Source organism: Acinetobacter tandoii, from assembly GCF_008867985.1.
GTDB classification, from domain to species: domain Bacteria; phylum Pseudomonadota; class Gammaproteobacteria; order Pseudomonadales; family Moraxellaceae; genus Acinetobacter; species Acinetobacter tandoii.
Map to the genome: position 1 here is coordinate 134,523 of NZ_VXLD01000007.1, position 20,237 is coordinate 154,759.

The 20,237-nt window shown below is 39.9% G+C and carries 22 protein-coding genes and 1 other RNA gene; 13 read left to right on the top strand and 10 right to left on the bottom strand.

Annotated features, from left to right (window positions below):
• Positions 1 to 12: 12 nt before the first annotated feature.
• The 4 genes from F4W09_RS11915 to lpxA are packed head-to-tail and all read left to right on the top strand — an operon-like array spanning position 13 to position 2,861.
• On the top strand, positions 13 to 507 hold the full coding sequence (locus tag F4W09_RS11915) for an OmpH/Skp family outer membrane protein (protein ID WP_151504923.1): 495 nt from the start codon (positions 13 to 15) through the stop codon (positions 505 to 507).
• A gap of 3 nt (positions 508 to 510) precedes the next feature.
• Complete coding sequence (gene lpxD / locus F4W09_RS11920; RefSeq protein WP_151504924.1) at positions 511 to 1,581, top strand: UDP-3-O-(3-hydroxymyristoyl)glucosamine N-acyltransferase; 1,071 nt, start codon at positions 511 to 513, stop codon at positions 1,579 to 1,581.
• 7 nt (positions 1,582 to 1,588) lie between these two features.
• Positions 1,589 to 2,065, top strand: coding sequence for a 3-hydroxyacyl-ACP dehydratase FabZ (gene fabZ, locus F4W09_RS11925; RefSeq protein ID WP_104442206.1), 477 nt, complete (start codon positions 1,589 to 1,591; stop codon positions 2,063 to 2,065).
• Positions 2,066 to 2,072: 7 nt separating this feature from the next.
• A complete protein-coding gene (lpxA, locus tag F4W09_RS11930; protein ID WP_016167726.1) occupies positions 2,073 to 2,861 on the top strand; it encodes an acyl-ACP--UDP-N-acetylglucosamine O-acyltransferase in 789 nt (262 codons plus the stop codon).
• A 41-nt stretch (positions 2,862 to 2,902) separates the two neighbouring features.
• Here lpxA and F4W09_RS11935 read toward each other — a convergent pair whose 3' ends face one another.
• Positions 2,903 to 3,790: a YbgF trimerization domain-containing protein gene (locus F4W09_RS11935; protein ID WP_151504925.1), complete on the bottom strand. Its 888-nt coding sequence runs from the start codon at positions 3,788 to 3,790 to the stop codon at positions 2,903 to 2,905.
• 285 nt (positions 3,791 to 4,075) lie between these two features.
• On the opposite strand from F4W09_RS11935, the gene ffs reads away from it, so the two are divergent.
• Positions 4,076 to 4,172, top strand: an RNA gene (gene ffs, locus F4W09_RS11940) — signal recognition particle sRNA small type.
• Positions 4,173 to 4,207: 35 nt separating this feature from the next.
• On the opposite strand, the gene F4W09_RS11945 is transcribed toward ffs, so the two are convergent.
• The 4 genes from F4W09_RS11945 to F4W09_RS11960 form a co-directional block, all read right to left on the bottom strand.
• The gene (locus F4W09_RS11945; RefSeq protein WP_151504926.1) at positions 4,208 to 4,801 is read right to left on the bottom strand and encodes a regulatory protein RecX; all 594 of its coding nucleotides are present in this window, start codon (positions 4,799 to 4,801) and stop codon (positions 4,208 to 4,210) included.
• A gap of 76 nt (positions 4,802 to 4,877) precedes the next feature.
• A complete protein-coding gene (gene recA, locus F4W09_RS11950) occupies positions 4,878 to 5,924 on the bottom strand; it encodes a recombinase RecA (RefSeq protein WP_016167729.1) in 1,047 nt (348 codons plus the stop codon).
• A 148-nt stretch (positions 5,925 to 6,072) separates the two neighbouring features.
• Positions 6,073 to 6,513 (bottom strand): RNA-binding S4 domain-containing protein, encoded by a 441-nt coding sequence (locus F4W09_RS11955; protein WP_016167730.1) that lies wholly within the window; start codon positions 6,511 to 6,513, stop codon positions 6,073 to 6,075.
• Positions 6,506 to 7,192 (bottom strand): HAD-IA family hydrolase, encoded by a 687-nt coding sequence (locus F4W09_RS11960; protein ID WP_044740007.1) that lies wholly within the window; start codon positions 7,190 to 7,192, stop codon positions 6,506 to 6,508. The genes F4W09_RS11955 and F4W09_RS11960 overlap by 8 nt, the downstream gene beginning before the upstream one ends.
• Positions 7,193 to 7,206: 14 nt before the next feature.
• Here F4W09_RS11960 and F4W09_RS11965 point away from each other — a divergent pair, with 14 nt between their 5' ends.
• The 3 genes from F4W09_RS11965 (at position 7,207) to F4W09_RS11975 (ending at position 11,728) form a co-directional block, all read left to right on the top strand.
• A complete protein-coding gene (locus tag F4W09_RS11965; RefSeq protein WP_044740006.1) occupies positions 7,207 to 8,064 on the top strand; it encodes a 3'(2'),5'-bisphosphate nucleotidase CysQ family protein in 858 nt (285 codons plus the stop codon).
• Between the two features lie 52 nt (positions 8,065 to 8,116).
• On the top strand, positions 8,117 to 8,851 hold the full coding sequence (locus F4W09_RS11970; RefSeq protein ID WP_016167733.1) for a phosphoglycerate mutase family protein: 735 nt from the start codon (positions 8,117 to 8,119) through the stop codon (positions 8,849 to 8,851).
• 183 nt (positions 8,852 to 9,034) lie between these two features.
• Positions 9,035 to 11,728 carry a M66 family metalloprotease gene (locus F4W09_RS11975; protein WP_171492432.1) on the top strand — a complete coding sequence of 898 codons (2,694 nt, stop codon included), beginning with the start codon at positions 9,035 to 9,037 and terminating at the stop codon, positions 11,726 to 11,728.
• Between the two features lie 120 nt (positions 11,729 to 11,848).
• Here the strand turns inward: F4W09_RS11975 and rpsT are convergent, their stop codons facing one another.
• On the bottom strand, positions 11,849 to 12,115 hold the full coding sequence (rpsT, locus tag F4W09_RS11980) for a 30S ribosomal protein S20 (RefSeq protein WP_016167735.1): 267 nt from the start codon (positions 12,113 to 12,115) through the stop codon (positions 11,849 to 11,851).
• A 215-nt stretch (positions 12,116 to 12,330) separates the two neighbouring features.
• Here rpsT and F4W09_RS11985 point away from each other — a divergent pair, with 215 nt between their 5' ends.
• Genes F4W09_RS11985 through F4W09_RS11995 form a run of 3 tightly spaced genes read left to right on the top strand, consistent with a single transcriptional unit; the run spans position 12,331 to position 14,325 of the window.
• On the top strand, positions 12,331 to 12,996 hold the full coding sequence (locus tag F4W09_RS11985) for a Rossmann-fold NAD(P)-binding domain-containing protein (RefSeq protein ID WP_151504928.1): 666 nt from the start codon (positions 12,331 to 12,333) through the stop codon (positions 12,994 to 12,996).
• A 12-nt stretch (positions 12,997 to 13,008) separates the two neighbouring features.
• Positions 13,009 to 13,521, top strand: a complete 513-nt coding sequence (gene rraA, locus F4W09_RS11990; protein ID WP_016167737.1) for a ribonuclease E activity regulator RraA — start codon at positions 13,009 to 13,011, stop codon at positions 13,519 to 13,521.
• A 24-nt stretch (positions 13,522 to 13,545) separates the two neighbouring features.
• On the top strand, positions 13,546 to 14,325 hold the full coding sequence (locus F4W09_RS11995) for a glutathione S-transferase N-terminal domain-containing protein (RefSeq protein ID WP_151504929.1): 780 nt from the start codon (positions 13,546 to 13,548) through the stop codon (positions 14,323 to 14,325).
• Positions 14,326 to 14,391: 66 nt separating this feature from the next.
• Here F4W09_RS11995 and F4W09_RS12000 read toward each other — a convergent pair whose 3' ends face one another.
• Positions 14,392 to 15,090 (bottom strand): SIR2 family NAD-dependent protein deacylase, encoded by a 699-nt coding sequence (locus F4W09_RS12000; protein WP_151504930.1) that lies wholly within the window; start codon positions 15,088 to 15,090, stop codon positions 14,392 to 14,394.
• Positions 15,091 to 15,108: 18 nt separating this feature from the next.
• Positions 15,109 to 16,077: a LysR substrate-binding domain-containing protein gene (locus F4W09_RS12005; RefSeq protein WP_151504931.1), complete on the bottom strand. Its 969-nt coding sequence runs from the start codon at positions 16,075 to 16,077 to the stop codon at positions 15,109 to 15,111.
• A gap of 232 nt (positions 16,078 to 16,309) precedes the next feature.
• Here F4W09_RS12005 and F4W09_RS12010 point away from each other — a divergent pair, with 232 nt between their 5' ends.
• Together F4W09_RS12010 and F4W09_RS12015 are read left to right on the top strand one after the other, a co-directional pair.
• On the top strand, positions 16,310 to 17,524 hold the full coding sequence (locus F4W09_RS12010; protein WP_151504932.1) for an acyl-CoA dehydrogenase: 1,215 nt from the start codon (positions 16,310 to 16,312) through the stop codon (positions 17,522 to 17,524).
• Between the two features lie 111 nt (positions 17,525 to 17,635).
• Entirely contained in the window at positions 17,636 to 18,862 is a 1,227-nt protein-coding gene (locus F4W09_RS12015; protein WP_151504933.1) for a CaiB/BaiF CoA transferase family protein, read from the top strand.
• A 37-nt stretch (positions 18,863 to 18,899) separates the two neighbouring features.
• Here F4W09_RS12015 and F4W09_RS12020 read toward each other — a convergent pair whose 3' ends face one another.
• Both F4W09_RS12020 and pcaD read right to left on the bottom strand, forming a co-directional pair.
• Positions 18,900 to 19,247 (bottom strand): hypothetical protein, encoded by a 348-nt coding sequence (locus tag F4W09_RS12020; RefSeq protein WP_051195120.1) that lies wholly within the window; start codon positions 19,245 to 19,247, stop codon positions 18,900 to 18,902.
• 144 nt (positions 19,248 to 19,391) lie between these two features.
• The gene (pcaD, locus tag F4W09_RS12025) at positions 19,392 to 20,168 is read right to left on the bottom strand and encodes a 3-oxoadipate enol-lactonase (protein ID WP_151504934.1); all 777 of its coding nucleotides are present in this window, start codon (positions 20,166 to 20,168) and stop codon (positions 19,392 to 19,394) included.
• Between the last annotated feature and the right edge of the window lie 69 nt (positions 20,169 to 20,237).

Genomic DNA, 20,237 nt, shown 5'->3' on the forward strand with positions numbered 1-20,237 from the left:
AAGGCTTAATAAATGCGTAAAATAATCAAGGCATTGGCTTTTACTAGCATTTCACTCAGTTCGATGGTCCATGCTGCAGGCTATGGGGTGGTAGACCTAGAGCAGGTAGTAGAAAATAGTACTTATCTCAAAGCACAGAATGCAACGCTTCAACAGTCAATTAAGCCGCAAACCACTCGTTTAGAGCAGTTAGGTAAAGAGCTTGAGGCAATGAAACAAAAGGCTCAGACAAGTAAGCTTTCTGAGGCTGAAATGCAGAAAATGAGTGCGGAATACCAAACTAAGCTAAATGAGCTAAATGGTATTCAACAAGGTCTGCAAGGTAAAGTTCAAGCGTCTTTGCAAGTAATGAACAAGACATTGGATTCTCGTATTAAGCAAGTTGCTGAGCAACTGCGTAAAGAAGGTAATTTAGATGTAGTGTTGAACAAAAACTCTGCACTTGCCTATGACGCTAAGTACGATTTAACTGATAAAATGATTCAAAAGGTTAATGCAATTAAGTAATCAATGAATCTTAACAAAAAAAGTTTAGAAGACCTTGCTCGTCTTGTTCAAGGCGAGTGTATAGGTCAATCCAATCTTGTTATTCAAGGTTTGGCGAGCCTCGATGCAGCATCTGCACAAAATATTTCCTTTGTGACAGATGAAAAGTATTTAGATAAGGCGCTTGCATCAAAAGCGGGTGCTCTTATTGTCACTCAGGCTTTACAAGAAAAATTGCATAGCCATCAAAACTTTATTCTTGTTCCCAATCCATATCTTGCTTTTGCAATTCTCACTCATGTGTTTGAGAAAAAGCATCATGATGTTGGTATAGAAAGTACTGCACAGATTCATCCTTCAGCAATTATTTCAGATTCGGCTTATATTGGTCATTACGTTGTGATTGGTGCACATTGCGTGGTTGGTGATAACACTGTAATTCAACCGCATGTACGCATTGATGATGATGTAGAAATTGGTAAAGATGGATTTATTGATTCGCATGTGACATTAACAGGCGCATGTAAAATTGGTGATCGTGTGCGTATCCATGCCAATACAGTGATTGGTGGAGAGGGTTTTGGTTTTGCACCTTATCAAGGTAAATGGCATCGTATTGCTCAATTAGGTTCCGTTCAAATTGGAAATGATGTTCGAATTGGTTCAAATTGTAGTGTCGATCGCGGTGCTTTGGATGATACCATTTTGGAACATGGTGTTAAGATTGATAACCTTGTGCAAATCGCACATAACGTTAAAATTGGTGAAAATACTGCAATTGCCGCAAAGAGTGGAATTGCTGGTAGTACAACAATTGGCAAAAACTGTATCCTTGCAGGTGGTTGTGGGGTAGTTGGACACATTTCAATTGCTGATAATGTGACAATTACAGGAATGTCAATGGTCACAAATAATATTTACGAAGCGGGAAGTTATTCTGGTGGTACGGGATTATTTGAAACACCGCAATGGAAGCGTACAGTTGTAAGGCTTCGACAATTAGCAGATGTGCCATTGACCCAATTAGTCAAACGACTTGATCATATGCAGACTCAAATTGAGTCCCTTGAATCAACTTTTAAATTGCGTAAATAGAAATATGATGACTGAGTCGACTTTACTATCATTTACGAAACCAGAATTGCCAATGCATATTCAGCAAATTCGTGAATATTTACCACACCGTTATCCATTCTTATTGGTTGATCGCATTGTTGATGTAACTGATAATGGGATTGTGGGTTATAAAAACGTTTCAATTAATGAAGAGTTCTTGCAAGGACATTTCCCGAATTACCCAATTATGCCTGGTGTATTAATTGTTGAAGCCTTGGCTCAAGTTTCAGGTATTTTGGGCTTTATTATGAACAATGAGAAACCAAGTGAAGGTTCTTTGTTCCTTTTTGCAGGTGCAGAGAAGGTAAGATTTAAAAAACAAGTGGTTGCGGGTGACCAACTTGTATTAAAATCTGAGCTGATTATGCAAAAACGTGGTATTTACAAATATAATTGTATTGCCACTGTTGACGGCGTAGTTGCGACAACCGCGGAAATTATGGTTTATCATCAGAAAGTATAGAGCAGGCATGAGCAATAACGAATTCATTCATCCAACCGCTATTATTGACTCATCAGCAGTAATTGCTCCGGATGTGCAAATTGGGCCCTATTGTATTATTGGTCCACAGGTCACAATTGGAGCTGGTACAAAACTTCATTCACACGTTGTGGTTGGAGGTTACACGCGTATTGGTAAAAATAATGAAATTTTCCAGTTCGCGAGTATTGGCGAAGTATGTCAAGACCTAAAATATCAAGGTGAAGAAACCTGGTTGGAAATTGGTGATCACAACTCAATTCGTGAACATTGCAGTTTACATCGTGGTACTGTGCAAGACCAAAGCTTGACCAAAATTGGTAGTCATAACTTATTGATGGTAAATACCCATATTGCACACGATTGCATGGTAGGTGATCATAATATTTTTGCTAATAATGTAGGGGTAGCGGGTCACGTTCATATTGGTGATTACGTTATTGTTGGTGGAAACTCAGGTATCCATCAGTTCTGTAAACTTGCTTCATTTAGCATGATCGGCGGTGCATCTTTAATTCTGAAAGACGTGCCTGCTTATGTAATGGCTTCTGGTAATCCTGCACATGCTTTTGCAATGAATGTGGAAGGTATGCGCCGCAAAGGTTGGTCTAAAGAGGTTATTCAAGGCTTGCGTACAGCGTTTAAACTTATTTATAAAGAAGGTTTAACGACAGTTGAAGCTATTGAGCGTATCCGTCAGGAGATTTTGCCTACGGTGGCTGAAGCTCAATTGTTAATTGATTCTCTGGAACAGTCTGAACGCGGTATTGTGCGTTAATTGATTGTAAAAAAAAAGACACCTTAAGGTGTCTTTTTTTTTTATTTTTTGAAATAGCCTGCTTCTTCGCTTTTTGGATATTGTTTTAAGAGCTTTGCTTTGTATTGAGTTGCCAAAGCTGTATTACGGTCAACATCTTTGGCTATGCTATACAGTTGATAAAGTGCTCGTGAAGCTTTGGAAGATTGTGAGTATTGGTTGACTACAATATTATAATTTCGCTTGGCTTCGGTATAGTTAGTAGGTTCTATGGCTAAGTTAAATTCTGCTAACCAGAAGTAAGCATTACTAATATAAACACTATTAGGATGGTTTTTGATGAAGTTTTGCATTGGAGCAATCGCTTTTTTCGCACCACCTTGTTTATATGCATCTAGAGCGACGGTGTAAGCGGCTTTTTCCAAATCTGTAGTTTGTTGTTGAGTGTTTGCTGTAGTTGTTGTATCTATGTTTGTAGCTTTAGTTGAGTTAGTTGCTACGGGTGCGGGATTACTTACATTATTTACTGCTGGAGCGGTGGTTGAGGTGGTGGTGCTGTTGGAGCTGGGAGAAGTATCTTGTTGATTATCCTCCGTTTGGGTGGCACTGTCAGGATCAACCTTTTGCTGTAATAATTCTAAACGTTGATCTAGGTCGGTATAGCGGTTGTTTAGATCATTTTTAAGTTGCTCAATCGTATTTTCTTGTTCTTCAATACGCCCACGCAGACTTCTAATATCATTTTCAAGTTGCTGATTTTTCTGCATCAGTTGCCAATTGATGTTGGTTGGTACACTGGCCTCTGCAACAGGGGTATTGGTTGAAGTTGAGCCATAGTTAGAACCAGAATCGTTTTGACTTAAACCGCGAGTTTCAATTGGGACGTTGGCAAAAATAGAACTGGTGCTGAGTAAGGTAAGTGCATAAATTGCATGCTTATATTGCATCATAAAAACATATCCATTTTGTATTACTTGCTTAAAGCCTTGAGTTTGTGTGGCTTTATTCATTTCATCTTGAACACATTTAAAATGTTCAAGTAGAGAAAAGCAATAAGTGTTTACAGTCTTGTCGTATGTTTAAGGTAAACTTATCCTGCATGTCGAAGAAAAATGTCATAAATTAGTATTTTTGTATTTTAAATAATCAAATGAATGGCTTAGCTATATTAATTTAGATTAAAGGCTTGCAACTTGAGTAAAAATCTCTATACTCTGTTCTTGCAATGGTAGCCCTGCCGGTTACTTCGCAATTGCACTCTGCGAACCCCGCCAGGACCGGAAGGTAGCAACGGTAGTAGAATTGTGATGTGCCGAAGCTTTGCTGGTAGGGTTGCCACCATTTAATTTTATAGCATTTTATTATAATTATTCTTCATCTTCTTTTTTGTTAATTGCTTTCATAATCACGTCCATATCAAATCCTCTATATTGTAGAAAACGTATCTGTTTTGCTTTGAGTTTTGGATCTTTTTCGACAGTATTGCCAAATTTTTTGATTTTGAGTTGATAAGCTTGTTCAACCCAGTCGATTGCCTTTAGCTCTTCTTGAATCAGTTCACTATTAATTTTCTTATTTTTCAACGCTAATTTAATACGTTGCGGCCCTTTGCCTTTTCTTTTTTGGCTTGATAGCACAATGTCAGCTACGCGCTGATCACTTTGATAGTTCTGCTCGGACAATTCATTTACAAGATTTATGACTTCCTCACGACTTGCTGCGTAGGCTGCAAGCTTTTCAATCAGTTCGGCTTTGGAAAACTCTTTACGAGTGAGTACAGCAAAGGCGTAAGAACGTAAGCGTGAGCCTGTCAGCCCTATATTTGGGGAAGATACTGCTTCTATGCTGGCATCACTGTAATCCGTTGTATCGGGTAGTGATGACTGCTCAGGCTCAGAAGTTCCAAACTCTTGTTTTAGGCTCTGATAGTCAAGTAATTTGGGAAATTTAGATTGGCTCATAATTTTATAATCTAGATTGAAAAACGCCCCGAAGGGCGTTTAAGTGTAACAGGTATATTTCTAAGAGGCAGATGCTTTAAGCATCGAGCAAGAGGTCAGATTCATCCTCTTCTTCTTTGTCTTCTACAACACCACCCGTTGTTAATAATTGGTCACGGATAATGCGTTCCACTTCTTGCGCCAATTGTGGATTTTCTTCAAGGTGACGAATGACATTGTTTTTACCTTGACCAATTTTGTTCCCTTGATAAGAATACCAAGCACCTGCTTTTTGAATGATGTCTTGTTGAACAGCAAGATCAACCAATTCACCTAGTTGGTTAACGCCCTTACCATAAAGAATCTGGAAAAGAGCTTCTTTAAATGGAGGCGCCATTTTATTTTTAACTACTTTAACTTTAGTTTCTGAACCTATAATTTCGTCACCTTCTTTAACTTGACCAACACGGCGAATGTCAAGGCGAACAGAAGCATAGAATTTTAATGCGTTACCACCAGTTGTCGTTTCAGGACTACCAAACATCACACCAATTTTCATACGAATTTGGTTAATGAAGATCACCATACAGTTCGAACGTTTGGCATTACCTGTAATTTTACGTAAGGCTTGGCTCATTAAGCGCGCTTGTAGCCCCATGTGTGAATCACCCATTTCACCTTCGATTTCAGCGCGTGGTGTAAGTGCTGCAACAGAGTCGACTACGATTAAGTCAATTGCGCCAGAACGTACTAGCATGTCTGCAATTTCGAGTGCTTGCTCACCATGGTCTGGTTGAGAAACTAAGAGGTTGTCAATATCAACACCAAGCTTGCGAGCATATTGTGGATCAAGTGCATGTTCAGCATCGATGAAAGCACACGTACCACCAGCCTTTTGACATTGCGCAATCGCTTGTAATGTCATGGTGGTTTTACCTGAAGATTCTGGACCGTAAATTTCAACAATACGACCCTTTGGTAAGCCACCAATACCTAGTGCAATATCGAGTGTCAATGAACCTGTTGAAACGGCTTCAACAGCTTGTACTGTATTGTCACCAAGGCGCATAACTGTATTTTTACCAAACTGTTTTTCAATTTGGCTTAGGGCAGCATTGAGTGCCTTACTTTTATTCTCATCCATCTTACAACCTCAAAACTTTGTCACTTTACTTTTAACCTAAAGTGGATGTCTTACATTACAAACGTTTTCCACTTCAGTATAGTGACAGAATTATTTCTGTTATTCTATGCCTATTGTATCTTGTGCGACACAACATGACGCGACTAATTTAATCATCATTATATGACCAATGCTGGTCAAATTGCTGATCATTTTCTTGTTTAAATCTACTGATTTGTCGACGATCCTTTTTCGAAGGTCGATGATCAGGTCGAGCAAGATTATGCAATTTTCTTTGCGATGCAAGCAATTCTCTTTTTGCTAAACTGACTTCAGTTTCTTCATATAATTGCTGAGCAATAGGAGCAGGGCCACGCATATTAGAAATAGCTTTAATAATCACAGTTTTTTTCTCGAAACCTTGTTGGATGGTAAGTTCCATGCCTACACGGACTTCTTTAGAAACTTTGACGCGTTCTCCATCGAAATGGACTTTGCCGCCTTCAATTGCAGACTTAGCAATGCTTCGAGTTTTAAAAAAACGTGCAGCCCATAGCCATTTGTCGATACGTACAGTTTCGACAGGAAGATTTTGCTCTGCTTTAGGCATATTGCTTTTGTTCCTCAGCTTGTTCAAGTAAAGGGATTAGGTCTGTGAGTCTATCAATCATTGGGAAATTGGAATTCTCACGTACTAACCCTGTAGATGAGGGCTGTTGGATCGTAATCAAATGCTGTAGTCCAAATTTTTGTGCACCCAATAAAACTTTTTCAGTGTCATCAATAAAATAAGTTTGCTGCGCATCAAAAGGATGCAATTGGTGTAACTTTTCCCAGAATGCAGTAAATTCTTTGGCGTGCCCTAGAGTTTCACTGCTCACAATCACATCGAAATATTGCTCAATACCTGTTTGCTTAAGTTTAAACTCTAGACTGGCACAGTCTGCATTAGTGGCTAACCAACATGGATAATGATTGGCCTTTAGATATTCTAATAATTCAATACAGCCTTCACGGCGGCTTACTTTATGTTGCTGCTTTTTTTGTAATGCAAGCACATCAAAGCCGACTTTAGTCGACCAAAAATGTGAAGAATACCAGTTTAAAGTGTGGCTATGTTCTTGATAGAATTGGAATAGGACTTCTTTACTTTGTTCGATCGAACATTGATGCACTTCAGCATACTGAATGGGCACAAGCTGATTCCAAATCAGGTCATCATAAGCAAGATCAAGTAAGGTTCCATCCATGTCAAAAATGACTGGAGGTTTTTGAGAAAAGTTCGACATATATAAGGTGATCTATGTTTAACACAACAACAGCACCGCAAGACGCAATGATCTTGCAGCTTGTGCCCATTGTGACACAAGCGTGCGAAATTTTGCGAGAAGAATATCAACGCTATTGTGCTGGTGAGCAGTTTGATATCACCCAAAAGCATGATGATTCACCTGTCACTCAGGCCGATTTCAGAGTGAATCAATATATTACAGAAGCTTTGGCACAGCAATATTCAGATATCCCTTTGCTATCAGAAGAAGGTGAGTATGATCAACGCCAGCAATGGCATCAGTTTTGGTTGCTCGATCCCTTAGATGGTACTAAAGAGTTTTTGCATAAACGTCCTGAGTTCACGATCAATTTAAGTCTGGTTGAAGGTGTGCATACGGTTTTTGCAGTATTGGCAATTCCTGCTGAGCAGGTGATGTACTTTTGCCCTAGGCAAGGGATGCCATTGAAGTTAAATCTCAACAGTCAGCGGTGGTCTGTATATGAATTGGAACAGGCAATAACTACACCTGTGCATATAGGTTTAAGTCAAAGTACACAGCATAAGTCTGAATACACGGCATATTTAGATGTACTGAAAGATCTGGCTGCCTATGATGTATTTAAAGCAGGTAGTGCCTATAAGTTTTGTATGATCTTGGAACATAAGGTGGATATTTACCCACGGTTCCATCCAACCAGCGAATGGGATACTAGTGCGGGACAATGTTTAATTGAGCGAATTGGTGGTGGATTGGTTGATTTTAAAGGGCGACCATTTGTCTATAACCAACGAGAGACTCTATTGAATGGTGGTTTTATTGCGTATCGGAATGCAGAGATGAAAGAACTCGCATTACAAGCACTTTCGGCAATGCAGAGTAAGCATTGAGCAAAAAAATTAAAATGTTATAGTGTAAGCTCGACGGAAGAATGATGGTCTTATGGCATTAGAACGACTCCCACATAGTATGCTAAAAGCAATCGATTTATTGCCAGATACACATACTCCAGTCACATTATTTACACGGCATTCCATTCGCGAAATGGTGAGTGGGCAAGGCTTGGCTGGTTATGATTTGCAGCTAACACCGCAAGGGCGTGATTTGGCGCTAGCATGGGGCGGACATTTAATTGCTCAAACAGGTCGAATTATTCAACATTGTATATCGAGTCCTATTCAACGTTGTGTGGATACGGCTGCTTTAATGATTCAAGGTGCAGATTCAATTAGTCTGCAAAGCAATACGCATCATATCGAAATAGTGCAACAAGGGCTCTTAGTTGAGCCAGGCAGTTTTGTGCTTGATATTAAACAGGCAGGTCCCTATTTTCGTGAACAGGGAGCTTTAGGCTTTATTAATAGCTTTGTAAATAATGCTTTACCAGGAATGAAACACCCGATACGAGGTGTGGTGGATGTGCTTGAATTAATTTATAACACGCATCCACAGCAGCATAATGGGCTTAGTCTGGCAGTAAGTCACGATACCATTATTTCTGCAATTATTGCGGTAATTTCAGGTCGAAATGTAATTACTCAAGAAGACTGGCCACAAATGATGGAAGGCTTATTTGTTTGGTTTGAGGGAGATGAATTTTTAGATTCAAAACTAAAATGGATTTGGCGTGGTGAATTACATGAGTTGAATATTCGACAGTTCAATCAGCATCATTAAAAGAACCAAATTAACCTAAATTTTAAAATATCTGCTAGATCAGATATGTCTTTCATTACTCTCATTTTTTGTATTTTATAAAAGTATAATATATTATTTAAAATAAAATCATGTTTTTAAATGATTTAATTTACATTTGGTTTTTAGAATTTATAACAATTGGGGATTTTTGTGAAAAATGTGATGAATTACCATTCGCATGTTCTGAGTGTGTGTATTGCCTCTATATTATTGTCAGCATGTGGCGGTGGAGGAGGAGACGCCGCTGGAGGAGGCTCTAAAAATCCAGATTCATCTGTTGATACTGCACCGAGTGAGCCTGTATATCCTGAGCCAACAAAAGATGTATTGGATGAGGAGACGTTGGGTTTTTATGATTATGATGCAACTTCTGCAACGCGAGTAATTCGTTCTAATTTGACAGGTTCATTTCAGGGTATGGTTCAATTTGCGCAAGCGCATGTAGTTGATCCGAGTGGTAATGAAGCTAAAAAAATGCCCCGACTTACCTCTGAACGTGAGGCATTATTGTTGCTTACCCCTACTGGTGCAATGGGTGATATACAGAGCTTAGAGCTTGAAATATATCAGGATGGTTTATTTGTACGAAAAGTTAAGCTGGATGATCCATCACAAATACCACTTTCAGATCAGAGTAATCAAGATCAACGACCACAGGTACTTTACAGTAAGCGAGCTTGGTCAGCTAAGTTAAATTGGAATGAAGTAAAACCTGGCCTGAAACTCAAATTTGTTGATGGGTCAGGTCGTGTGGGAGAGTTGCTGGAAACTCAAATTGACTTTGCTGCACCCGGTGTATTGGTATTGAATAATATCCGTTTAGGTCTGCTTACAGATCCACCTGTTTCTACAGGGCATTATATGTTGCTTGAACCTGAAAAGGCGGGCACGGATTATTTTCAAACCATTCCTGCCTCAGAAATGATTGTCGCAAAATATGATGACATGAAGCTAAATCGAGTCATGGTCGCGAATGGAACCATTTATGACATTAGTAGCGCGGTAGAGGGTGGTGTATATTCTGGTGATATGCGCGAAAATGTTGCGAAATCGACTTTTAGTGTTGGTATTAATTTGGCTAACTGGGGCGTGACGAGTGCTTCAATGGCAAGTCAGGAACAACCTCAACTCACTGAAAGTGTGATTGTGCATCATGCACGTGGTCAATATACCAATGGTATTCAAAACCACGGTTTGAGTGGCGGTAATGGTATGTTGACGCTAATTGATTCGATTGGTAATGAGTTTAGCCATGAAATTGGACATCATTATGGTTTGGGACATTATCCTGGCGCTGTTGAGACAAAAGATCAGCCAACCAATTACTTCTGGTCCGCACACCATGCAGACAGTGGATGGGGGTATATTTCTTTCCGTAATAAAATGCGCGGTAATCTTAATTGGAAATCGACCACTTTAGGTGATGGTAGTAATGGTGTTCCTAATTTCTTAAAGCTTTATCCATATAGTTGGGATGCGATGGCGGGTGGTGCAACGGCTAGCTCAATTTCACGTTATACTCACTATACGGGATATAGTACATCAACCAAGATACAACCACATTTCAACCGCTATATGTGGGATGCAAATTCGAGTACAGGCTATACAAAGTGGAATGCAACAACCCGTAAAATGGAAGTTGTGCAACCCCGTGTTCCTAGCTCATCAAAAGTTTGGTATAACCGAACAGATGGTAATTTTCTGAAACCTCGTTTATTCGGTGTTCCTGTATATACAATTTTAGGTGGATATGACCCTGAAAATCAGGTGGGTTTATTGTATCCAGCGGCACGAAGTAACTGGGGTAATGTGTTTGATTTGCCTGAAGCAAATACGGCAGTAACTCAAGCAGCATGCTGGCTCAATATTCGTTCGGTAAGTGGTAATAAGACTGTTGGGTTGGCGCCGAATCGCATGGATTCGACGAATAGTTCTGCAAATAAATTACACGTCAATCTGGCGATTTCTGATCAGCCCCAGCACGTCGATTTGTATTGTAAAAAAGCCAATCAGGCTGAAAAATTGCTTTCTAGTATTGATATTCCGACCTATGCTGAAGCGATGAAGCCTGCGGTGAAAATTGGTCGTGAAAATGGCTATGATGCTTTACGTAAAATTGAATTACCAAATTTAGAACAAGAATTACAGGCTCAAAATGGTAAACCAATCGTAGCTTTATCTGCCCAAACTAAATTACTGTACGATTCTTATCGAACCAACCAAGAAGGGCTATCTGCCACTGCTCAGCAAGTACTTGCACAATATTCTGACCAACAGCAAAAAATTTATCGTTTAAACCGTTGGATGAATGTGTATGCACAGGATTTAGCTGCAAATAATGTAGCAGCTAAATCTGCTTTGGCTTCATTTATTCAGCAGTTAGGTTTAGAAACGGACTCTTTACTGAATCAACAAAGTACTTTGCTGAATAGAACCAATTGCTTGAAAGTGGAGAAAACAACTTCGGGGCAATATAATCCTTATATTAGTGGTCCAACGGGGTGTACGGGTGATGACTCGGAGAAATGGATTTTAGATGGTTTGGGGCGTATTCATAGTAAATGGGCTGTGGATCAATGTTTAACCAGTAATGGAAGTGGTGGAAAAATTACACTTACTACGTGCTCAACGCAATTAAGCAGCCAAGTCTGGATCATGGCAGCAGATACTCAGTCTATTCGTCAAGGCAATCAGTGTTTTGATTTGAATCGTGGATATTTGGTTGATAATCGTGCTGATTTAATCCGTTATTCTTGTACAAATGGCGCGAATCAGAAGTGGAGTATGTTGACTCCGAATAATAATTTAATTTTATCGTATTTAAAGCCTAAAAACTTAGCTGTACTGGTAAATTAAAGTTTGCACTCCTTCACTGATGTGGGGGAGTGTATTTGATATCTTGTTAAAATTTATAGGTTGAATTATAAAGCTATAGATGTAAAAAAAGCCCAGATGGGCTTTTTTTAATACAACAAATTAGTTAGCTAACGCTTTAACTTGTGCATTTAAGCGGCTCTTATGACGAGCTGCTTTATTTTTATGGATGATACCTTTATCAGCCATACGGTCAATTACAGGAACAGCTTTTTTGTAAGCTTCTGTAGCAACTGCATGGTCACCAGCAGCGATAGCAGCTACTGTGCGTTTGATGTAGGTACGAACCATAGAACGCAAGCTTGCGTTGTGTTTACGTGCTTTAACGTTTTGACGAGCACGTTTTTTTGCTTGAGCAGAGTTTGCCACTCGTGCACTCCTTGAATTAGATTGGTCTGGGCGGGCTGAAATTCATACTGAAAACCAACATCAGCAGAACTATCACCAGCCCGTAAACAAGTGCCATATTTTGATTAAACACGACTACGAAGTCAAGTCTTGACATGCTTTGACAACATTTTAGATGCAGAAAAATGTTAAAGAAAACGTTAGATTACTCATAAAACATGGAGAACGGTCAAAAAATGATAAATTCGATTCAAAATGCAATTGTGATTGGTGCAACAGGTCTTGTAGGTCGGGCCTTAATAAAACAATTAAATGAATTAAGCAGTTGTGAACAAATTACGGCAGTGGTGCGACATTACGATGTTGAGTTAAGTCAGTTGGAAAAAGTCCGTCAATTTGTACTGGAAGATTTTTTGTTACTAAATGATGAGGATGTGCATGGTCATACTCATGCATTTAGTTGTTTGGGGTCAACTTTAAAAAAAGCAGGCTCAAAAGCGCAGTTTTATAATATTGATTATGAAATAAATGCACATTTTGCAGATTTATTTGAAGGATTAGAAACACATTACTTGTTGGTGAGTGCACTTGGCGCCAATTCGAAATCACCAATTTTTTATAATCGCGTTAAAGGTGAGTTAGAACAGCATATTCGTGAATTGGGTTTAGCGAAGACTTCAATACTACAACCTTCTTTATTGCTAGGGGAGCGGTCAGAACAACGGTTGCTAGAAGGCGCTACTCAGCGTTTATATCAAAAGATGTCGCATTTGGTCCCAGATTCTTTTAAATATAAGCCAGTGACTGCGGAACAAGTGGCTCATACTATGGTCGTGGCTGCTCAATATCAAACTGAAAAGTTTGAAATTTATGATAATTTACGCATACAAAAAGCCAAATAAATGGAGAATGATGTGACAACAGTTCCTTTTGTAACTTGTGATTTATTAGACGATAACCCTGAAAAAGAACTTCAGGTGGTTACTCCATCGATTGACGGTAAATTTTTTAAAAGCTATGGGGCGCGCAAAAGTTTTGGCGGTCAGGTGGTGACGGTCAAATGTTTTGAAGATAACTCGCGAGTCAAAGAGCTTTTAGCGACTGAAGGTGCTGGTAAGGTGCTCGTTGTAGATGGGGGAGCTTCAATGCGCTGTGCCTTGATGGGGGATCTGATTGCTGAGTCAGCAGTTAAAAATCATTGGAATGGCGTGATTATTTATGGATGTGTTCGTGATGTGGATGCCATTGCAGAATTAGATTTGGGTGTACATGCATTGGCTGCAATTCCACAAAAAAGTAATCGTAAAGGCATAGGCGAAACGGATATTCCGCTCTATTTTGGTGGGGTAAGTATTCAATCTGGCGATTACATTTATGCCGATAATAATGGCATTGTGGTGGCTAAAGAACCATTGGTCGAACTATAAGACCATTAAAAATAAGGACAAAATATGGTGAATCATCAAATAAAAGTCATTCAAGCTTTGGCTTCATCATTTGTGGAAGGCGGTCGAGGAGTCTCTGGTACAGCATTTCCAAAGCAACCAGAGAAATCATTGAAACTCTATGAATTTGAAGGTTCTCCATTTTGTCGCCGCGTGCGTGAAGTTTTAACTTTGTTAAATTTGGATTATGAAGTTTATCCATGTCCAAAAGGTGGAACAAAATATCGTCAAATCGTAAAGCAATTAGGTGGAAAAAAACAATTTCCTTTCTTCATCGATGAAAATACTTCAACGCAGATGTATGAGTCGCAAGACATTATTCATCATCTATTTGAACATTATGGGCGAACAGGGAAAACACCGAAAAAATTTGCGCATTATCCCAAAATTCCTGTTATGGCACTTGCTGGAACTATTATCAATGGCGCGCGTGGTGTTTGGGTGGATCAACGTATTGTCAACCGTGAAGCACCGCAGCAGTTGCTTGAATTATGGGGATTTGAGGCGAGCCCATTTACCCGTGTCGTTCGAGGTGTGTTAACGGAATTAGAGCTGCCATTTATATTTCATAATGTGGCAAAAGAGCGCTGGCAAGATATGGGACCTGCTGTATTACGTTTAAAGCCAGGAAAGTATATCCCAATTAAAGAGGGTAAACGTGAAAAGGTAATGCTGTTGATGGGACGTGATATTCAAGTGCCATATTTAGTTGACCCAAATACACAAGTAAAGATGTTTGAATCGGCAAAAATCGTCAACTACCTTAAAAAGCAATATGGTGCTTAGAATCTGGTGTATAAAAACTTGAACTCGGATTAGATAATGGAGAATAGTTTAATCTGAGTGTTAGGTTTAAGTGATCAATAGCTTGAATAATTGTTGCATGCCTTCGGTTGCGGTTTGTGCAATAAGCTGATACTGCGGAGGCATGGTTTGTTGATGCGCTTTAGGGTCAATATAATATGCTTTACAGTGTTGTGGAATTTCATGGATTAATCCTGCAACAGGATATACCTCTAAACTTGAACCGATCACAATAAAAATATCTGCGTGTTGTACAATTTTTTGTGCCTCGTCATAAGCAGGTACCGCTTCGCCAAACCAGACCACTTGCGGTCGCAGTGGGTAGCCTAAAGGGCAACGATCTGTTTCTAAATTAAGTTCCCAGCCTTCTATAGGGTAAAACTCAGTTGCATATTCGGCATGGGGGCCAGAACTCTTGGCGAAGCGAATATTTCCATGTAAATGCAATACATTGTCATTACCTGCACGTTCATGCAGATCATCAATATTTTGTGTAATGACATTGAGATGATAGTACTGCTGTAATTGGGCAATCAGTTGATGAGCACGATTCGGCTGAGCGTGTAAAATATGTTTACGTCGTTGGTTATAAAAATCTTGAACCAATTGTGGATTTCTGGCCCAAGCTTCAGGTGTGGCAACCTCTTCAATGTTGTAATTTTCCCAGAGTCCATCGTGATCACGAAAGGTTTGAATGCCACTTTCGGCACTCATACCTGCACCTGAAAATATCACTAAGTTTTGCATGATTTCCTCATTGTTTACTTATTCTTGGACTTGAGTATCAACTGAAGTGAAGTTTGAAATTGTCTTTACTTCATGTTGAATCCAGTCGACAAACTTGCTCAAAATAGTTGATGGCGCTTGACTAGAATGCACCAAATAATATGCACGATTACTCGGTAATGGACTACTACTAGCAATCACCAAGGTTTGATTTTTTAGTTCTTGTTCAATCAGCATTTGCGGAATTAAAGCAATGCCCATCGAGTGCGATGCTGCTACAGCAAGCATGGAAAACAGCTCATGTCGTTGTCCTTCATCGGCTTTGGAATGGTCGATTCGATGTGCTTGAAACCATTCTTGCCAAATAGTAGGTCGTGTGGTTTGCTGTAATAAGGGAAGTTGCGTAATTTGTTCTGGGTTTAAATGATAGCTATATGGGGTGAGTTTTTCAGCGTTTGGGAAATGTTTCAAAATAAGCGCAGGAGAACACACCGCAATGACATCTTCATGCATTAAAAAGTGAGCACTGGTTCCGGGCCAGTGTTCGATTTGTTGTTCGGTACCTGCATAGATTGCAGCATCGAACATGTGCTCATGAAAAAGAAAAGGCTTTGTGCTAGTCTCCAAATGAATGGTAATTTCAGGATAACGCATATTAAAAACGTGCAGTTTTGGTAATAACCAACGAGTAGCAAAGGTCGGCACAACCCCGAGTTTTAGTGTCCCCCCGAAACCTTTATGTGCCATGACTTCTTGTGTGGATTTTTCTAAACCGAGTAAATAAGGTTTTATCGCCGCATAATATTGTGTACCCGCAATGGTCAGTTCCATACCATGTCGTGTTCGTGTAAATAATTGAATATCTAAAAATTCTTCCAATTGCTGAATTTGACGTGATACTGCACTTTGGGTCATGGACAGTTCTAAAGCTGCATGCGTGTAACTGGCATGTTTAGCAGCCGATTCAAAGCAGAGTAAGCTCTGCATAGAGGGAATTTTTCTTCTCATTAGCCTTGTCATTCAGTCATTAGGATATTTCAAAAGTGCATAAAGCATCTGGATTGAATCATAAGAACATACTTTAGAAATGTCATTTTTACCAACTTATTGTTTTTTTAATGTGAAAAAAATAAACAAGATATGCGTTTAAAGCATATCTGCATGCGAATTAATCGTTTGAATTATTTTGGGTGCAGGCATAGCATCATTATAGATAACAAGACCTAGCAGAGGATGCGTAATGAACCAAATGGTGAATACAAAAGCGGCACGTGTACAATTTGATTGGAAAGATCCATTTTTAATTGAGCAGCAACTCACAGAAGAAGAGCGCATGATTCGTGATACGGCATATGCCTATTGTCAGGAACAATTAATGCCACGTGTATTGGAGCAGTTCCGTTATGAACGAACTGATGCTGGTATTTTCCGTGAAATGGGAGAACTGGGCTTATTGGGGCCAACGATTTCTGAACAATATGGCGGTGCAGGTTTAAATTATGTGAGTTATGGCTTAATTGCACGTGAAATTGAACGTGTAGATTCAGGCTACCGCTCGATGGCGAGTGTACAAAGTTCTTTGGTGATGGTGCCAATTCACGAATTTGGTACAGAGCAGCAAAAACAACAATATTTACCAAAACTCGCATCAGGTGAGTACATTGGTTGCTTCGGTTTAACTGAGCCAGACCACGGTTCAGACCCAGAAAGCATGATTACACGTGCTAAAAAAGTAGCAGGTGGTTATCGCTTATCTGGTGCGAAAATGTGGATTACCAATAGCCCAATTGCAGATGTATTTGTGGTGTGGGCAAAAGAAGTATCTGAAGAAGGACATGTGGGTAACATTCGTGGCTTTATTTTAGAAAAAGGCTGGGAAGGGCTTTCGGCACCTGCGATTCATGGCAAAGTGGGTTTACGTGCATCAATCACAGGTGAAATTGTGATGGATAACGTTTTTGTTCCAGAAGAAAATGCATTTCCTGAAATTCGTGGTTTGAAAGGTCCATTTACCTGCCTAAATAGCGCACGCTATGGTATCGCTTGGGGCGCGATGGGTGCAGCAGAATTCTGTTGGCATACTGCGCATCAATATACAATGGATCGTAAACAGTTTGGTCGCCCTTTAGCAGCAAACCAACTTATTCAGAAAAAACTTGCTGATATGCAAACTGAAATTGCTTTAGGGTTACAAGTTGCTTTGCGTTTTGGACGTATGAAAGATGAAGGGATTGCATCGGTTGAAGGAACCTCTCTAATCAAACGTAACAACTGTGGTAAAGCTTTAGATATTGCCCGTTTAGCCCGTGACATGATGGGGGGAAATGGGATTAGTGATGAGTTTGGTGTCGCACGACATTTGGTCAATTTAGAAGTGGTGAACACCTATGAAGGCACCCATGACGTACATGCACTAATTCTTGGTCGTGCGCAGACGGGTATTGCTGCATTCTAATTTAAAAAAATCATTTTGATCAAAATCAGGGTGCTCGAAAGAGCATCTTGAGGGCAAATGCATCTTTGAAAATCAAAAGTAAAACGAAGATGCAATATTGAGGAGCAAATAATGGGTGCGTTAAAGGGAATTCGGGTTTTGGATCTTAGCCGAGTATTGGCGGGCCCATGGTGTGGGCAAATTTTGGCAGATCTCGGTGCCGAAGTCATTAAAATTGAGCGTCCACAATGTGGTGATGATACTCGCATGTGGGGGCCGCCGTGGATGCTTGATGCTCACGGTGAACAGACTCGTGAGTCAGGTTATTACCAGTCGGCCAATAGAAATAAATATTCAGTCGCGATTGATATTACACGCTCAGAGGGACAGGCTATTCTGCATGAAATGGTCAAAACGGCAGATGTCGTGATCGAAAACTATAAAGCGGGTTCATTACAGAAATATAGTCTGGATTATGAAACTTTAAGTGATATTAATCCGAATCTGGTTTATTGCTCGATCACAGGTTTTGGACAAACAGGACCACGTGCGGCTGAACCAGGCTATGACTTTATCATTCAGGGTATGTCTGGACTGATGAGTATTACGGGTGAAGAGGAAGATTCAGGGTGTGGCGCACAAAAAGTGGGTGTCGCTGTGGTCGATATTCAAACAGGCTTATATGCCACGATTGCCATTCAGGCTGCACTATTGGCTCGTCATCAGATTGGACGAGGGCAACATATTGATTTGTCATTACTGGATGTTCAGGTGGCAGGTTTAGCCAATCAAGGTATGAATTATCTCACTACGGGTGTATCTCCAAAGCGTATGGGAAATAGTCATCCGAATATTGTGCCTTATCAGACTTTTAGCGCGAAAGACAAAGAATTTATTGTCGCTTGTGGTAACGATAAGCAGTTTAAAGATTTCTGTATTGCGATTGATTATACCTCGCTATTGGAAGATGGGCGTTTTAATCGAAATCAGGATCGAGTACGCCACCGTGAAGTACTTATTGAATTATTATCTGCTCATTTTGTACAGCAAAATGCAGAGTCGTGGGTGAGTGCAATTCATGCATTTAAAGTCCCTGTTGGGCTTATTAATTCTGTTGCCGAAGCTCTGCAAGAACCCCAAATTCAACATCGGGAAATGGTGGTGAATATACAACATCCACTTAATCCAGAGTTCCAGATGATTGGTTCGCCTATAAAATTGTCTGAAACACCTGTTGAATATCATCATGCACCGCCACAATTGGGAGAACATACCATGTTTGTATTGTCTCAATTTAAAGCGGAACATGAATTACAACTGTTAAAAGGAATGGGTGTAATTGATGGTAAAATAGCCTAAGCAGATGAATTATTAAAAATATTACCTAGAAGGGCATTTAATTTTGTTTGAGATCAAAAAAGTTTAACCAAGGCTTTCTTTGATTTGAATCGATGAGTTTGATGCTCTTTATAAAATAAAGTTCATCCTCATCACCAGGCCCGACAATGCGTCCGGCATTAATTTCATAAGACAAATCAACTACAGCTTGGCGACCTTTGAATTGGTTTTTGAGTTTCTCACCCAGTGAGTCTTGATCAAACTCAAACCAATCACCACATTGCTGGCTACAATAGGCGTGATATTCTTTTCCTTGCTGATCTTTTAAACCAAGTCCGAGATCATCTACGCCACCCCCATAAATGATGGTGTAGGTTTCGAATTGTGAATTTGCAAAAGCAGACATACTTGAAAGCATAAGAATACAGTTGAAAAAATATTTTTTCATTTTTACAAATTCTAGGGGTCATGAAGTTAGTGGACGGTATTTAAACAAACATTTTAGACAAAGAAAAGCCTCAACAATGTGAGGCCTTTGAGGACGGTATTCTTATACAAGAAACTGTTTTAAAGCTTCATTAAACGCCGTTGGCTGTTCCACATTAGAAATATGCGATGCATCAATTTCGACCAACTGACTGTTTGGAATCTGACTCAGCATAAACTCAGCATCCGCCACCGTTGTCACAGGATCTTGCTGTCCTGCAACAATCAACACAGGCATCGTAATCGTCTTTAATTGTTCCCGAACATCCGCTTTAGCCAAAGCTTCACAACAACTTGCATAACCTTCAGGGCTGCCAGCACCTAAGTCGTTTGAAAGCGTTGCAACCGTTGCCGCGTTGCTTTGGATAAAGGGAACTGTAAACCATCGCGAAGCTGCGCTGTCCGCGATAGATTGTAAACCTTGAGATCTGACCAAAGCCGCCCGATCCAACCAAGCCTGCTCCTGACCAATTTTAGCCGCCGTATTACATACCACCACATGGCTAAAACGCTCAGGATAATGAATAGCCAACCATTGACCGGTTAAGCCCCCCATAGAAATCCCACAAAATGCAGCTTTTGAAATCTTTAAATGATCCAGCAAATGAATCACATCTTCACCCAATTGTTGCAGGCTATAAGGACCTTGCGGGGTAGATGAAGTACCATGACCACGCGTGTCATAACACACCACAAAGAACTGCTCTTTTAAAGCATTAAACTGCTGTTGCCACATGCCATAATTGGTCCCCAAAGAATTGGAAAATACCAAAGCAGGATTGGTGGCATCACCAAAAGTTGCGTAATTGATGGTTGCATCATTTGAAATAAATGTTGGCATAAAATCCCTCCCGACCTCCCTTTAAAAAAGGGAGGGGAAATATCTTAAATAGTTATGATTTGTTAAACG